This window comes from Lonsdalea quercina subsp. quercina, assembly GCF_000688655.1.
Classification (GTDB): Bacteria; Pseudomonadota; Gammaproteobacteria; order Enterobacterales; family Enterobacteriaceae; genus Lonsdalea; species Lonsdalea quercina.
Genome location: NZ_JIBO01000012.1, coordinates 89,161 through 104,602 on the forward strand (window position 1 = coordinate 89,161; position 15,442 = coordinate 104,602).

13 protein-coding genes are annotated in these 15,442 nt (G+C 50.7%); 4 read left to right on the forward strand and 9 right to left on the reverse strand.

Features of this window, described 5'->3' with window-relative positions:
• Positions 1 to 72 precede the first annotated feature (72 nt).
• Positions 73 to 1,680: a dipeptide ABC transporter periplasmic-binding protein DppA gene (gene dppA / locus RZ35_RS12700; protein WP_026743655.1), complete on the reverse strand. Its 1,608-nt coding sequence runs from the start codon at positions 1,678 to 1,680 to the stop codon at positions 73 to 75.
• 1,163 nt (positions 1,681 to 2,843) lie between these two features.
• On the opposite strand from dppA, the gene RZ35_RS12705 reads away from it, so the two are divergent.
• Positions 2,844 to 4,187 carry a 2-hydroxycarboxylate transporter family protein gene (locus RZ35_RS12705; protein WP_026743656.1) on the forward strand — a complete coding sequence of 448 codons (1,344 nt, stop codon included), beginning with the start codon at positions 2,844 to 2,846 and terminating at the stop codon, positions 4,185 to 4,187.
• Positions 4,188 to 4,363: 176 nt separating this feature from the next.
• Here RZ35_RS12705 and dcuR read toward each other — a convergent pair whose 3' ends face one another.
• The 5 genes from dcuR to ibpA form a co-directional block, all read right to left on the reverse strand.
• Positions 4,364 to 5,086 (reverse strand): two-component system response regulator DcuR, encoded by a 723-nt coding sequence (gene dcuR, locus RZ35_RS12710; RefSeq protein ID WP_026740825.1) that lies wholly within the window; start codon positions 5,084 to 5,086, stop codon positions 4,364 to 4,366.
• Entirely contained in the window at positions 5,079 to 6,692 is a 1,614-nt protein-coding gene (locus RZ35_RS12715; protein ID WP_026743657.1) for a sensor histidine kinase, read from the reverse strand. Before RZ35_RS12715 ends, dcuR begins: the two co-directional genes overlap by 8 nt.
• A gap of 131 nt (positions 6,693 to 6,823) precedes the next feature.
• Positions 6,824 to 8,236 (reverse strand): anion permease, encoded by a 1,413-nt coding sequence (locus RZ35_RS12720; RefSeq protein ID WP_026743658.1) that lies wholly within the window; start codon positions 8,234 to 8,236, stop codon positions 6,824 to 6,826.
• 645 nt (positions 8,237 to 8,881) lie between these two features.
• Complete coding sequence (gene ibpB, locus RZ35_RS12725; RefSeq protein ID WP_026743659.1) at positions 8,882 to 9,337, reverse strand: small heat shock chaperone IbpB; 456 nt, start codon at positions 9,335 to 9,337, stop codon at positions 8,882 to 8,884.
• 139 nt (positions 9,338 to 9,476) lie between these two features.
• On the reverse strand, positions 9,477 to 9,896 hold the full coding sequence (gene ibpA / locus RZ35_RS12730) for a small heat shock chaperone IbpA (protein ID WP_026743660.1): 420 nt from the start codon (positions 9,894 to 9,896) through the stop codon (positions 9,477 to 9,479).
• A gap of 349 nt (positions 9,897 to 10,245) precedes the next feature.
• On the opposite strand from ibpA, the gene RZ35_RS12735 reads away from it, so the two are divergent.
• Entirely contained in the window at positions 10,246 to 10,596 is a 351-nt protein-coding gene (locus tag RZ35_RS12735; protein WP_026743661.1) for a YceK/YidQ family lipoprotein, read from the forward strand.
• A gap of 59 nt (positions 10,597 to 10,655) precedes the next feature.
• Here RZ35_RS12735 and RZ35_RS12740 read toward each other — a convergent pair whose 3' ends face one another.
• A complete protein-coding gene (locus tag RZ35_RS12740; protein ID WP_026743662.1) occupies positions 10,656 to 11,951 on the reverse strand; it encodes a DUF3748 domain-containing protein in 1,296 nt (431 codons plus the stop codon).
• 233 nt (positions 11,952 to 12,184) lie between these two features.
• Here RZ35_RS12740 and bhsA point away from each other — a divergent pair, with 233 nt between their 5' ends.
• Positions 12,185 to 12,442, forward strand: coding sequence for a multiple stress resistance protein BhsA (gene bhsA, locus RZ35_RS12745; RefSeq protein ID WP_026743663.1), 258 nt, complete (start codon positions 12,185 to 12,187; stop codon positions 12,440 to 12,442).
• 79 nt (positions 12,443 to 12,521) lie between these two features.
• On the opposite strand, the gene yidA is transcribed toward bhsA, so the two are convergent.
• Together yidA and uspA are read right to left on the reverse strand one after the other, a co-directional pair.
• Entirely contained in the window at positions 12,522 to 13,337 is an 816-nt protein-coding gene (gene yidA, locus RZ35_RS12750; RefSeq protein ID WP_026743664.1) for a sugar-phosphatase, read from the reverse strand.
• Between the two features lie 655 nt (positions 13,338 to 13,992).
• A complete protein-coding gene (gene uspA / locus RZ35_RS12755; RefSeq protein ID WP_026740816.1) occupies positions 13,993 to 14,430 on the reverse strand; it encodes a universal stress protein UspA in 438 nt (145 codons plus the stop codon).
• A gap of 591 nt (positions 14,431 to 15,021) precedes the next feature.
• Here uspA and uspB point away from each other — a divergent pair.
• Positions 15,022 to 15,360 (forward strand): universal stress protein UspB, encoded by a 339-nt coding sequence (uspB, locus tag RZ35_RS12760; RefSeq protein WP_026743665.1) that lies wholly within the window; start codon positions 15,022 to 15,024, stop codon positions 15,358 to 15,360.
• Positions 15,361 to 15,442 lie beyond the last annotated feature (82 nt).

Below are 15,442 nucleotides of genomic sequence, written 5' to 3' on the forward strand. Positions count from 1 at the left end.
GACCGACCCATCGGCGGATCGGTTCGGGCCGCGCGCGCAAGCGCGCGGCGACATCCGCGTCGTGGTCAGTGATTAATCCAGGGATACATGATTGAAGTTATGCACGCCGCGCGGCTCGATGACGTAGCCCTTCACGTTGCTGCGAATGGGTTCGTACACCGTCGAGTGAGCGATGATGAGAGCCGGAGCCTGATCGTGCATGATGACCTGCGCCTGCTTGTACAGCTCGATGCGCTTAGCCTGATCGGAGATGGCCCGAGCCGGCTGAATGACATCCTCGTATGGCTGGTAGCACCACCGGGAATAGTTNGAGCCCTTGCGAGCGGCATCGCAGCTAAACAGCGTCGCGAAGAAGTTATCCGGGTCCCCATTATCGCCGGTCCATCCAAACAGGACGGTCTGATGCTCCCCGTCTTTGGAACGTTTTAAATACTCGCCCCATTCGTAGGTCACAATCTTGGCGTTCACGCCGATTTTGGCCCAGTCTGCCTGAATCATCTCCGCCATACGGCGCGCATTCGGATTATACGGTCGCTGAACCGGCATGGCCCACAGGTCGATAGTAAAACCTTCCCCTAACCCGGCTTCCTGTAAGAGCGCCTTCGCCTTTTGCGGATCATAGGCGTAATCCTGCACCGCATCGTTGTAACTCCACATGGTAGGCGGGATCAGGTTTTTGGCCACCTGCCCGGCGCCCTGATAGACGGCGTCGATAATGGCCTGTTTGTTGACGGCATAGTTCAGCGCCTGCCGCACTTTAAGGTTATCCAGCGGCTTTTTCTCCACGTTATACGAGAGATAGCCGACGTTCATTCCAGGTTTTTCCAGCAGAATCAGGTTGTTATCCTTCCTCATGCTGGCCAAATCCGCAGGGTTGGGATAAGGCATGATCTGGCATTCGTTTTTCTGTAGCTTAGCGTAACGCACAGAGGCGTCCGGCGTGATAGAGAAGACCAGGCGATCGATGCCCGGTTTCTGACCCCAGAAGCCGTCGAACGCCTTATACAAAATGCGGGAATCTTTCTGATATTGCAGCAGCTGGAACGGACCGGTGCCCAGCGGATTCAGATCGACTTTTTCAGGCGTTCCGGCCTTCATCATCGCATCGGCATATTCAGCGGATAAAATGGAGGCGAAATCCATCGCCAGATCGGCGGCAAAGGGCGCCTCGGCGCGGGTCAGATGGAAACGCACCGTGTGGTCGTCAACTTTTTCCACCTTCACGATCAGATCTCGCATCCCCATGCCTTCAAAGTACTCATAGCTGCCGCCTGAGACTTTGTGATACGGGTGATTCACATCCAGCTGACGCTGGAATGAGAACAGCACGTCGTCGGCATTAAAGCCGCGCGTCGGCTTGAAATCTTTACTGTTTTGCCACTTCACGTCGGTGCGCAGATGAAAGGTGTACGTTTTGCCGTCATCGCTGATGTCCCACTTTTCCGCCAGACCAGGTTCGATCTCCGTTGTCCCACTTTTAAATTCGATCAGGCGGTTATAGATAGGGGACGAACTGGCATCAAACGTCGTGCCCGACGTATACAACTGCGGATTGAAACCTTCCGGAGAGCNTTCCAAGCAATACACTAACGTTTTCGCCTGCACGCCTGCTGCAACCGAGAACGCCAGCAGTCCAAGGCCAAGCCTTAGCATCCTTGATGCCCTCATGGATTTAGCCATTTACGTATGCCTCATAGTGTGGATGTTGTGTGTTAGCAGGCGGACCGGAATATTTATTTCATGGCCCGCATACCGCAGCGTTAGCGCGACAGGCATCAGTAACCAGGATAATAAACCGTGTGATGTTTCCTGCTGCCCAATAAATAAAGGGATATACCCACACATGGACGAAGCTTTTTCCTGTCGTGTCATCAATTTGTCAACTGTTCACATTCAGGTCAATACACTCAATATGGATTTACAAAGCCACCAAGAGCGGCTGAACGAACTAAAAAAAGAAAAAACATCCTCAATTCAGACTAAAAATCCGATATACATAAAAAATTAAGACTAAAATTACACAAAAGTCCAAACGAAGTAATTTAAAAGCAAAAAATAACCATATGAATTTCATCTTACCCTTCTAATTTTAGGCATCACTTTTCCGGCATCTTCCTGTGTGAATGATATTTAGGTCACAAAATCGGAAGCGTTGTGATTAGCAGGNTTTCATTTCATAAGGCCTAATATGACTATATGCGTAAGGAGAAAAAAGTGGTGACAAGAACTATCGCCTCAACAGAGACAGCGTTCCCGCTTCACCCGGCGCGGCCGCCTAAAGGCAGCGTTCATCCACGAAAATAAACGGTGCGGCATGACTAACGTCACAAAATTAAAGGAAATAAAAACGAAGAAGTTGGCTGAAATGAGGGTAATTATGTGATCCCGTAGACAAACCACTGAAAATATAAAAAACTGAGATATTAATAATTACTAGTGTGATCTCATATTTTCCCCGAGAGAGTTACATTAGTTTTAAAATTTTAATATGCAGGCACCGCTGGTTATTTTTATCATGCGATTATATCAAGATAGAAAACAAATTCCCCGCTTCAATAACGCTATCCCCTACCCCTAAGTTAATTTTAATTACAAAACTAAGAATTAAATTATTTAAAATGGAAGTGCCGTTCAGTTCACAATTACATCACGCACTCAATTAATGGCTATTATTTTTAACAATAAGCCATGATAAATTGCCTGATATTCAATGGCCGTACCCGAAATACCATACCCATTCACATTACGCGTGTGAGCAAAAATAAAATAACGATTCATTATTTAAAATCTTACATGTTCCCATTGCTCTTTGTATGCCCTACCACCACAACAAGGTGAATATAATGAAAAAAATTGATGCTGATATCCTCCATGAGGATACCCTCGTGAATACTCCGCCTCCTGGCTTTATGAGTAGTTTGAATAAAACCACGATTGGCTCCGTTCCTTTAGTTCTCTTTATCGTCATTTCCGCCATTGTTTTTGTCGCCGCCTATACCGGTGTTTTGCCCAGAAATATGATCGGCGGNTTCGCCGTTATCATGTCGATGGGATTTTTATTGGCGCACATTGGCCGCAATATTCCGGTGTTGAAAGAGATTGGTGGGCCAGCAATTCTGTGCCTGATCGTGCCGTCGGTATTGGTCTATTACGAGTTCTTTAATGACACCACGCTGGATACCGTGACCCTGCTGATGAAAGAGGCCAACTTCCTCTATTTCGTCATCGCCAGTTTGGTGGTGGGCAGTATTCTCGGCATGAACCGTATCATTCTGATTCAGGGCATGGTGCGTATGTTCGTTCCGCTGGTGATCGGTACTGTCACTGCCGTGTCTACCGGCCTGCTGGTGGGTAAATTGTGCGGTTATAGCTTCTACCACACCTTCTTCTTCATCATCGTTCCCATCATCGGCGGCGGTATCGGCGAAGGCATTCTGCCGCTTTCCCTGGCCTACTCCGCCATTTTGGGCCAGTCTCCCGACGTCTATGTGGCCCAGTTGGCGCCTGCTGCCGTCGTAGGCAACATTTTCGCTATCATCTGCGCCGGTATGCTGGCGCGACTGGGTATGGCCCGCAAAGATCTCAACGGCCAAGGCCGACTGATCCGCAGCGATAAAGATAATGAGATCTTCAATGTGAAGGAAGCGCCAAAACCGGTGGACTTCACGCTGATGGGCGGCGGACTGCTGCTTATCTGCGCCTTCTTCATCGTTGGCGGTCTGGCGGAGAAAATCGTACACATCCCCGGCCCTGTTCTGATGATCCTGATCGCCGTCATCTGTAAATACGCTCGCGTCATCCCTTCCAGCATGGAAACCGGAGCCAGCAGCTTTTACAAATTCGTTTCCAGCTCTCTGGTATGGCCGCTGATGATTGGGCTAGGCATGCTGTATGTCCCGTTGGAAAGCGTTGTCGCGGTCTTCTCTGTCGGTTACGTACTGGTATGTGGTTCTGTGGTGATCTCGATGGCGCTGGTCAGCTTCTTCATCGCGCCGTATCTCAATATGTATCCTATTGAGTCATCTATCGTCACGACCTGTCACAGCGGTCTCGGCGGCACCGGCGACGTCGCCATCCTTTCCGCCTCTAACCGCATGTCGCTGATGCCGTTCGCGCAAATCGCAACGCGTATTGGCGGTGCGTCTACGGTTATCGGCGCCACGCTGTTGCTGAGATTGTTCGTTTAGTCAAAATCAGCTCCAGGAAAAACTTTCTCGAAGAAGTCGGGAAAGAAGAACGATAAAAAACCCGCCGCCTCTTAGAGGTGGCGGGTTTTCATTATGTCGATGAGGCCGTTCTAGGTCAGACCAAATGGCTCACCATGATTCGCCCTGCGAGCATGCTCTGCTTACCCTCATCACGATTATTCGCAATATTGGCGCAATGCATCCTGCTTTTCAGGCAACAGACGGTAGAGATACACCGGACGCCCCGTCGAACCGTACAGGATATTGGTGGCAAGAATGCCAGTATCCGCCAGGTAGATAAGGTACTTACGACAGGAAACGCGCGAGATGCCAATTGCATTGGCCAGCATTTCGGTAGAGAACTCCGCGCCTTGATTACCTTCAATCCACTCACATACGGTACGCAGCGTCAGGCTCGTCAGCCCTTTTGGCAGCTTCTTACGCTCGGCGACAGGGTTCCCGCTGGTGCGTCTAATCAAGTTATCGATATCCGTTTGCGCCACGAATTCGCGGTGTTTAAGCAAGTTTGCCTCTTCGCGGTAAGCGGTCAGCGCCTGTTCAAAACGAGCAAACTGGAAAGGTTTAATCAGATAGTCCACCACACCGTAGTGCAGGGCTTTTTTAATGGTGTAGACGTCGCTGGCTGACGAGATGATGATCACGTCAGTATGCTCGCTGAATTCGCGGATAGCCGGCAACAAGTCCAGGCCGTTATCCTGCTGCATGTAAATATCCAGCAGCACCAGATCGATTTCGCAATCTGGCTGCATCAGCAGATTTCTGGCCTGCTGCAACGTGGAGACAGTAGCGTAACAGTTGAATCCGGAAACCTGATTCAGGTAACACTTATTCAACTCAGCCACCATGGCATCGTCGTCAACGATCAGTACATTAATCATGGTCAATCTGCCTTGCTTTATAAGGAATATTCACGAAAAACTGGGTATACACCTCGGGTTCAGAGTCAAGATCGATGGTGCCGCCAATTTTTTCCAGACTTTGTTTAGTCAAATACAAGCCAATGCCGCGTCCACTGCCTTTGGTCGAGAATCCTTCCTGGTAAATCTTTTGCTGGATATCCAGCGGTATACCCGGGCCATCGTCGCTGACCATACAGTGCAGATGTCCTTTTTTATGATGAAACGTGACGCGGATCTCGCGGTTTTCGAGGCCGTTCATCGCGTCTAGCGCATTCTCGATCAGGTTCCCCAGAACCGTGATCAATTCGTTCGTCGCTTCCACATCATCCGTATCCGGCAGCAGACTGTCTTCGCTAATCGACAGGTTGATACCTAAATCCCGCGCCCGGNTAATCTTCCCAAGCAAAAATCCGGCTATCACGGGAGATTTAATCTTACGAATAATGGCGCCGATTTCCGCCTGATAATGATTCGCCGTTTTGAGAATGTACTCTTCCAGCTGCGGGTAATATTTCAAATGCAGCATACCCAGAATGACGTGCAGTTTGTTCATGAATTCATGAGACTGCGCGCGCAACGCGTCGGCGTAATACGACATCCCGGTCAACCGCTGTACCAGCTGGCTAATCTCGGTTTTATCCCGCAGCGTGGCGATGGCGCCTATCGTTTCTCCATTCACCACGACCGGCACCGTGTTGGTCAGCAGCTGGTTGCCGTTGAAATTGATCTCTTCGTCTCGCTGTGGTTTTCCGGATTTCACGACTTTTTCCAGACTCATCAGGGCGGGCCAACGACTGATCGTACTGCCGATAGTGAGCTCATTGCTGGCGGAGTGCTGACTGAACAAGCGCTGAGCTTCATCATTGACTATCGTCACGCGTAATTCAGTATCGACCGCAATAACGCCTTCCTTAATCTGCTTGAGCATGGCGTTACGCTGCTCGAACAGATTTGAAATCTCGAAAGGTTCGAAGCCAAGCATGATCCGTTTCAGGGCTTTAACCAGAAAATACGTGCCCAACAATCCGACCAGCGCTCCAAAAAGGATAGTCCAAGGAATAATCCAGCGGTTTTCATTGATCAGCGACTGCACGCTGGTTAACGAGATCCCCACAGCGACCACGCCCAACTGTTTGCCGCTCTGGTCGAAGACCGGAACAAATACCCGCAGGGCAGGTTCCAGCACCCCACGGTTCACCGCCGAATTCTCAAGGCCCATGAGAGCCGGGTAGAGGTCGTTGCCGATGAAATGGCGGCCAATCTGGTCGGACTCGGGATGCGAATGGCGGATCCCTTTCATATCGGTCACGATGACGAACAGTAAGTGATTGCGCCATTTCACTTCTTCCGAAAAGCGCTGCACCTCTTCCGGGTTGCCGACATTGCTCAATTCATGGATCACTACGGGGGCATAAGCGACGGTGCGAGCGATGGCAAAGGCCTTCTCTCTAAGGTGGTTTTCCGTCAGCTCGCTGATACGGAAAAACAGTAGGGCATACACCACCAGTAGTACGGAACCAATCACCGCCGACACCATAAGGATGATGGACGTACTCAGCTTCAGCGGAGTCTTCTTCTTACTCATGGATCGCTCCGAAAGAATATCGTAACCCACTATCTTATACCGTTTAAGCCGATCTCGCGCAGTTCATATAGCAAACCGCCGCCATAAAGCGGCGGCGGCGGTTTATTTTACTTGTGGGGGCTTGCTGCCTGTTACCACAGGCCCAGAACTTTCCACCAGAAGCTACCTACAATCAGCCAGATGGGGATGACGACCAGTCCGGTCAGGAAACCGATCTTCCACCAAGTAGATAGCGACATGTAGCCACAGCCGAACAGGATGGGCGCAGGACCGCCGGAATAGTGCGTGGTAGACATGAACAGGTTACTGAAGGCGGCGAAGGCCAGAACCGTCAGCATAGGAGGAGCACCCGCAGCAATAGCGATGGAGACGAAAATCGCATACATGGCGCTGATGTGCGCCACGGCGCTCGCCATCAGGTAATGACTGTAGTAGTAGACCAGTAGCAGCAGTCCCAGCATTGGCAACCAGTGCATCCCTTTGACGGAATCCCCTGCCATGTTGCCCAGCCAGCCGATCAGACCCAATTTATTCAACTGCGTCGCCAACATGATCAGCACCGCGAACCATACTACGGTGTGCCAGGCTTCTTTCTCGCTCACCACATCGTCCCATGTTAAGGCGCGAGTCAATAACAGCACGCTCAAACCCGCCAGCGCGGTCAGCGTTGCGTCGATATGCAGCGTCGAACCCAGAACCCAGAAGGTGACCAGCCCCAGGAACACGCCCAGCACGACCCACTCATCGCGGCTCATCGAACCCATTTCACGCAGTTTTTCGACGGCCATCGCGCGCATTTCGCTCGTTTTCTTCAGCTCTGGAGGATAAAAGCGATACATCACCAGCGGAATGACAATCAGAGAAACAATCCCCGGCAGCAATGTCGCCATCGCCCACTGCGTCCAACTGATGTGCACGCCGAACTGCCCGGCCAACTTGCTGATCATCGGGTTACCGGCCATGGACGTCATAAACATCGCGGACGTGACGGAGTTGCACTGGAAGATGGTTTGCACCAGGAAGGCGCCGATACGTTTCTGCGTTCCCTGGGCCGGCGTCGAACCGTAGGCTTCAGCGATAGAACGAAACAGCGGAGTGATAATACCGCCGCAGCGCGCTGAGGTAGAAGGCATCGCCGGAGCAAACAGCAGATCGGTGAAGACCAGGCCGTAGGCCAGACCCAGACTACTGTTGCCCAACTTGCTGATAAACAACAAACCGATACGGCGCCCAAAGCCGGTTTTGATAAAACCGCGCGAGATGAAGAAAGCGCAGGCGATCATCCAGATGGTCGGGTCGCTGAAACCTGCCAACACGTCTTTGACGCTCAGCAGCCCCATGGCGGCAACCGCCGTGATGCTGAATATCGCGATAGCGCCCAACGGATAAGGAGAAAGAATCAAACCCACGACGGTCGCAATGAAGATGGCCATCAAATGCCAGGCTGAGGGGCTAACGCCCTCGGGGACAGGAACAAACCATAATCCGACGGCAATGCCGAGGATGAACAGAAGTTTAACTAACCTGCTATTATTCGCAGACATACATACACCACTCATATTAAAACGAAATCTGACGTTTTTACCGGGTGTACCCTGTCTTGAGTGGGGGGGTCGTTATTCTCTTTTATTTCCCCATTAATAAATAAAACGGGTACAACGACAGTAAAAAAGGCAAGAAAATAATAGCGTTTCAGCGATCCTCTTGCCCCATAAATTCGATGAATGTTCAACGCTCCAAATAGTATTATAAATGGCGCTACCGAACCCTTTACTTTAGTTACTAAATGTATTTAATAATTTAATTATAATTTAATAATTTGGGTATTAACAAATAAAAACAGTCAGTTCACGACGAGCAAAGATCTCACAACAATAAAACATAAAATTAACTCGATGACTGATAATTATCTATTTATCAATTAAACACTTCATATCCTGTAATATTGACTATACGTAAATTTAATATTTCTGCTGCGATATGCAGCAATGATATTCAATGACAGGGAATGTGGCAGAGACAATATTAAGGACGGCACATAAAACATGCGGTACATTGGCGAAAAAAATGGCATTCCCGACAATCATTGCCGCATTTCCTCCTCACGGGTCAACCAACAAACCCTGAAGCAAAAAAAACCACCCACGGCGAAAGCCATGGGTGGTCATCAACGATTTTAGACGCGATGGTTAAGCGTCAATCACCTCTTCAGAGGGTTTATTCAGCTGCTCGGTGCGCGACGTGCCGATGGCGATACGCTGCGGCTGCAGCTCTTTGGGGACTTCGCGGACGAGGTCGATGTGCAGCAACCCGTGTTCGAATTTCGCTTCCGTCACGCGGATATGTTCAGCCAGGGTGAAGCTCAGGGTAAACGGTTTAAACACCAGCCCCTGATGGACGTACTTCACAGTCTTGTCCGCCGGAACGGGCGAACCTTTAATCGTCAGACGCGGCCCTTCGATTTCAATAGCCAGATCCTCCTGACGGAATCCAGCCAGCGCCAGCGTGATACGATAGCGATCGTCGTCCTGTTTTTCGATGTTGTAAGGAGGAAACTCCCCCGTTTCCTGGCTGCCCATAGAGCTAGCCAACTTATCGAAGCCGATCCACTGACGCAGCAGCGGGGATAAATCATAGTTACGCATAGTCATGACTCCTTCTTTGAAGCNAGAAATTCAGCCGGAGTGTCAAAGCATTCCGGCGCGCCCCCATTCGGCAGGCGCTACATGTCACGGCGAGACGATAATTATCTCTCGCCGGTGCTAACTCCGGTTAACCCGTTTATTACTTGATTTCGATACGACGCGGTTTCAAGGTCTCAGGGATCACGCGTTCCAGATCGATATACAACAGCCCATTTTCCAGGTGTGCGCCTTTAATCTGAATGTGCTCGGCCAGCTGGAATTTGCGCTCGAAGTTACGTTCGGCGATCCCCTGATAGAGGTAATTGCGAGGAGCTGGGGCTGCCTCGCCGCCGTGTGCGCCTTTCACGATCAGCATATTATCGTGCGCGGTGATATCCAGTTCGTCTTCAGCAAAGCCGGCAACGGCAATCGCGATGCGGTACTGATTCTCGTCGACAAGCTCGACGTTGTAGGGGGGATAACCGCCGTTACCCTGGCTCTGGCCAGCTTCCAGCAAATTTAACAGACGATCAAATCCGATCGCGGAACGGTACAGCGGAGAAAAATCGGGGTTACGCATTATAGCCTCCTAAGCTTCAGCGAGGTGCTTACGATGGCCTTCCATTAGGACAGGCCCCTTGCCGGAAAGAAATACCCTGTCGGCATACGTCTCTCTACGGCTCTGTCATTCATATGGCGGCCTCGTGTTTTTTTTTCAAGAGGGCCGATAAATATTTTTCCGGGAATAGTGGAAATCAACCCAATGAGATCTCACGTATAAAACGGTTATCGCCTACACTGTACGAGGCATATTTTTCCAAAATGAGTACCATCATCTGTACGCTTCGATAACAGTACAAACGCGACAACAATTTGTGGGTATGCAAGCTCAAGAAAATTGGCGGAGCGGTTTCCCTGTGGATAACGTTATGACCATATTGAAAAGTGTCTTATCTGCTTTCGTTCTGGCCGTTGGCATCGTCATTGCTTTAAGCGGGTGTTCCAGCGTGATGACACGCACGGGAGGCGATCCGGGTTATTACTCGGGTACCCGAGCGGGCATCGACATGTTAGAAGACGACCACACCAGCTGGGCGATGATGCCCCTGGTCGCGATTGATATTCCCTTCTCTGCCGCGCTGGACACGCTGCTGCTGCCCTACGACTATTATCATTCCGATGATAAATCCCTGCACGACAGAGTCAGCGACAGTGAAGGCGACGCCCCTTTCAGCACGGCTCCTGCTACGCCCACGATTGCCAGTCAGACGCGACACTGAGTCGCTAGTTCGGCGGCAACGCTCAGGTCGGTTGCTGCTTTCGGGGCTGAACTCTCCGTTCAGCCCGCATCTTCAAGCTGTACTCTGACCTTGAAAATCTGATTCACGCCATCCACCTCTCGCAAATACGCAATCTCTTCGCCGCTGGGAGAAAAGACGACGGCGTCTCCAGACGGCGGCACCGCACTTCGCGGCGTCTGCCGGAATAATCGTCCCGTCGAAAGGCCACATACCATAATGCTGTTATCACTGACAAAAGTCAGATATTGCCCGCTGGGATGCCAGGTAAAGGCCGATTGTATGGAATCAGGCCCATACGTCACCTGACGAGGGGCTCCGCCATTCGGCGACACCGTCCATAGCTGGACAATACCGTCATCATCCCGCATCAAAAACGCAATTTGGCTACCATCCGGCGAGGATCTCAACCAATGACGCGGCTGATTCACCACGCCGGGGTATCGTCTGTCGCCGCTAAATGTCAAACGGCGTTGAGTGACGCCGGCCGGAGGTGAAGGCAGCGTGTCGGCGGTCCCGGCAAGCGGTTCGGATCCTGGCTGCGCATAGGCTTCGAGCGCTTCCGGCAGATCGACGATGAATACTTCCGGTACCCGCTCCCCTGTCGTCGATACCGTATCGCCGATAAATGCCANCGCCCATCGCTGGCGACAGCCTTCCGGCCGGAGATACCCCTTTTCACCGATCCAGCCTTCCTCGTAGGCTCGGTTAATTTCATCACTGCCCGGGCGCGGATGTGGCGTGGTGAGACTGACCAGAACACAGTAATGGCTGCCGTCATATTCTCTAGGGTGATGTTTCGACACGATGACCGGGCGCAGCGGCACGCCCACTCCAACGTTGCGCAGGTCGAGAGACGGATCCCGTTCGTGCAGGACGTGATCGTTGTAGGTGAAGCTCAAACGCGTTCCATCAGGGCTGAAGACGTGGACATGTGTCCCGCCGCGCAGCGCGCCAGCGACATAGGGAGGCGTGATCGACAGCGCATCCAGCGTAACGGCCTGATCACGTTTGTCGTCGGCGACGATAACGCCGCGACGATGGTGGAAATCATAGTGCCAATCGTCATCCGGTCGTTCCGGACCGTGGATAAAGACATAGCGTTGAGGTAACGCGGGGCTACCGGTGATTACACCAACACACGCATTTTCTCTCGCCTCATAGACGACCTCCGTCTGTCGGGTATGAATGTTCACGCGCTCAACCCGACGGCCGGTAAATGAAGACCCCGTTGGTCTGACGTCATACAGCACCCATTGACCATCGCATGTCCAAATATTGACGTTGGTCAGCTGATGGGAAATGGGGCCAGACGTTAATTGAGATTCTTCATTCATCATAAAAATCCGCAAGGTGTATCGATTATTAACCTATAATAAAAATCTATACGCAAAATAAAAAATTAATAGATAAAACAATTCGTTATTTACAGTATCTGACTTTCCTCACGTGAAAACAGGAGGAATATAGTCGCAACTGATTAGGGTTTATCGTCGTACCAACAAGGCGGGCGTTTGCTACAGAAAAACGCGCCATTTCTTTTCGTTATCGATATAGAAGGTATAAGACTATGAAAAACGTTAAAATTATCGTTGCAGCTGCTGTACTTTCCACCCTCTCTTTTGGCTCGTATGCGGCCCAATATATCAGCGTGCTACAGGCGCAAAATATGGAAAAGATTGGCGAAACCTCTGATACCGGCAAAGACTTAACGACCCTTCAGCACAAATTCTCAGCCAAAGCTGATAAGGCCGGTGCGAAGGCTTACACCATCACCAAAACCACCGGCAACCAAGTGTTGCACGGAACAGCAAACTTTTATAAATAATCCCGCAGCTGAGATTCATGCCCGGTTTGTCCGTTTCAGCCGGATAAACCGGGGCGTAGCGAAACTAAGCCGTCTCGCATTATCCCTTCAAGACAAACTTATCGATGGCATAAGCCACACCGTCTTCCTGATTGGTTTTGGTGACAAACTGACTGGCTGCCTTCACCTTTTCAATCGCGTTACCCATTGCCACGCCCAGCCCCGCATAATCCAGCATCGCTAAATCATTTTCCTGGTCGCCCAGCGCCATAATTTCATCGCGCTCAAGGTTCAGGTGTTCCGCCAGCATCTTGACGCCAGTGCCCTTATTCACGCGTTTATCCAAAATTTCCAAATAAAAATCAGCACTTTTCATTATGGTGTAGCGTTCAAAAACCTCCGCCGGCAATTTTTGTATGGCCTCATCCAACAACGCGGGGTCATCGATCATCATGAGCTTGGGGAAAAGCAGGCTACGGTCCATCTCTTCAACGGCCCTGTACCGCAGAGGCATACCGGTGAGAAAAGCTTCATGCACCGTATAACGGCCGATGTCCTTGTTAGCGGTATAGACATAATTAAAATCCAACGCGTGGAAATGAACGTTCAGATCGCGCGCCAGCTTTTCGCAATAGAGATAATCATCAAAATTCAGTGTAGTTTCTGCAACGCATTCGGCGCTGGCAGCTTTCTGGACCAGCGCGCCGTTGTTGGTGATACAGAAATGATCGTCCTGATATAAACCCAACGCTTCCAGATAACGCTTCACACCAATATAAGGCCTCCCGGTCGCGAGAACGACGTGCACGCCTTTATCCCGTGCGGCGGCGATCGCCGCTTTTACCGCCGGAGAGACGACGTTTTGTGGGTTAAGCAGCGTGCCGTCCATATCGATCGCAATAAGTTTGATGGTCATAATTCGTACCGGTGTCGAAATAATAATTTGTATGCTAACGCGCCTTTATGCAGCGATGCCAGTGAATATAGAACAAGGACGTACTTTCCCGAATCAGTCGCGAAATTGCTGTAGGTAGCTTTTTAAAAATGTGACATCGATCATGTTATGCCATCACAATAAAGAAAATAAGCTGGCTCAACCAACGCCACGGCAGATGAAATAACGGACGCGCTCTCCGCTTTTTTAATTTTTCTCCCATCCGAATTAACACACGTTTATTTCGAAGAGGAGCCATAGGATAAGTCCCGGCAGTCACCGTCTCTCCCAAACGAAATTCCTGTGCATCACTTAATTTCGATCAACGCTATTTCACGCTGACGTAAATAAGTCTGGAGTTTCATTGACTGCCTGAAGATCGCACCGGAAATGGTATCCCCTGCTGCGCGAGCGCGTCGCCGTGTTTTAGCCGTCGATACGTGATGGGGTAATCATTAATGAAGCGGTTCCGTCAACGCGGGGGGATCACATGACAGCGTTAAGCCGAATATCGACAAGAAGGGGGAAAAATTCAGCGCCAGAGTGAAAACAGGGTTAGGCAGAACTTTAGGCGGCACGTCGCAGTCATGAAACTACGCACCCGCCACCCTGATACTGAAGCGGCGGGNGACCCACGTTATACTTCTTCGTCATCCTGCAACGGAACAATCAGCATATCGACGTGGATGGTATTGATCAGCTGACGCGCCGAGGACATCAACTTGCTCCAGAAGTCTTGATGGTGTCCGCACATGACCAAATCGACATCGTACTTATGAATGGCATCCAACAGCACCTGGCCCAGATCACCGCTCCCGCTCAGCGTTTCCGCAATAGGGTATCCCGCGTTCTGCGACAGGTCTTTCAAAGCATTTTGCGTCTCTTCAGAGATACGCTGCTGCATATCACCGAGGTTGACATCAATCAGTCCGGTATAGAGATCGGAGTAGTTAACGTCGACATGAATCAAGGAAACCTTGGCATTATACGGCTTGGCCATTGAGACAGCCTTGTCGACCAGCATTTTGCTTTCCGGCGATAGGTCGACGGCAATAAGAATGTGTTTATAAGCCATAATAAGCTCCTTCCATAAAGACTAATGAATGGGTCAGCAGAGTTTTCTCCTGCCAAACTGATACTTACTGGCGATCTGCATCATAACACTCGCTATCGAGAGGGAGATGTTCAGCAGATCACAACGCCGTAGAGTGGCGGTTAGCTGTAGTCACGGAACCCATCACCACGCCTCCCTATTTTGAAGTTAACGCCAGTGTACGCCGATAAGCCGCATCGCCGACGAAAAATCGCGTGAACGCATAAGTATAGCTAAAGATCGCACGCAAAAAGGCTCACAGAGCGGGCTGGGATAACCGGGGGATCTTGCCAATTTTTCATCACATTAGCATGTCTAAGAGACATTAACGGCGTTATAGTAAAAAAATGAAACGGTCTTCTACAATGAAAATAATCCCGCGTCGTTGACTCCGCGCGGAGAAGAAGAATACCGCCAGTAGTCGGCATTATCCGCAGACCGCGCCTTGATACGCCACGATCGAGCCGCACGGAAACATCGCATACATGATATTTGGGATGACTATCCACAGGTGTAAACGACGGAGATTCGTGACGTATAAACATCTGCCGGATAGCTAAGCGGGAGGGGAGCATGGTTATTAGCACGTTTGCGCTTTTCTGGGCCTTATGCATCATTTGCGTCATCAATATGGCGCGTTACTACTCTTCTTTGCGAGTGCTGCTGCTGGTATTGCGAGACTGCGATCCGCTGCTGTACCAGTACGTGGACGGACGCGGTTTCTTCACCGCTCACGGACAACCCAGCAAGCAACTAAGACTCGTTCGCTACATTTACAGCCAGCGCTATCTGGATCATCACGACCCCGAGTTCATCCGTCGCTGTGAACGCGTCCGCGGACAGTTCCTGCTGACATCCGCGCTGTGCGGACTGGTCGTGGTCAGCCTTATCGCCCTGCTCGTCTGGCACTAAAGACGCGACCGATTCAAGGTCACGGCGAACGAGATTTTCTCGAACGTCGCCCATAAAAAAGGCGACCTCAAGTCGCCTTTTT

Excerpts from the sequence above, each read along its gene's own strand:
- dcuR (WP_026740825.1), bottom strand. The coding sequence starts at position 5,086 with ATGATTAATGTACTGATCGTTGACGACGATGCCATGGTGGCTGAGTTG.
- bhsA (WP_026743663.1), top strand. The coding sequence starts at position 12,185 with ATGAAAAACGTTAAAATTATCGTTGCAGCTGCTGTACTTTCCACCCTC.
- uspA (WP_026740816.1), bottom strand. The coding sequence starts at position 14,430 with ATGGCTTATAAACACATTCTTATTGCCGTCGACCTATCGCCGGAAAGC.
- RZ35_RS12720 (WP_026743658.1), bottom strand. The coding sequence starts at position 8,236 with ATGTCTGCGAATAATAGCAGGTTAGTTAAACTTCTGTTCATCCTCGGC.
- yidA (WP_026743664.1), bottom strand. The coding sequence starts at position 13,337 with ATGACCATCAAACTTATTGCGATCGATATGGACGGCACGCTGCTTAAC.
- RZ35_RS12735 (WP_026743661.1), top strand. The coding sequence starts at position 10,246 with ATGACCATATTGAAAAGTGTCTTATCTGCTTTCGTTCTGGCCGTTGGC.
- ibpB (WP_026743659.1), bottom strand. The coding sequence starts at position 9,337 with ATGCGTAACTATGATTTATCCCCGCTGCTGCGTCAGTGGATCGGCTTC.
- uspB (WP_026743665.1), top strand. The coding sequence starts at position 15,022 with ATGGTTATTAGCACGTTTGCGCTTTTCTGGGCCTTATGCATCATTTGC.
- ibpA (WP_026743660.1), bottom strand. The coding sequence starts at position 9,896 with ATGCGTAACCCCGATTTTTCTCCGCTGTACCGTTCCGCGATCGGATTT.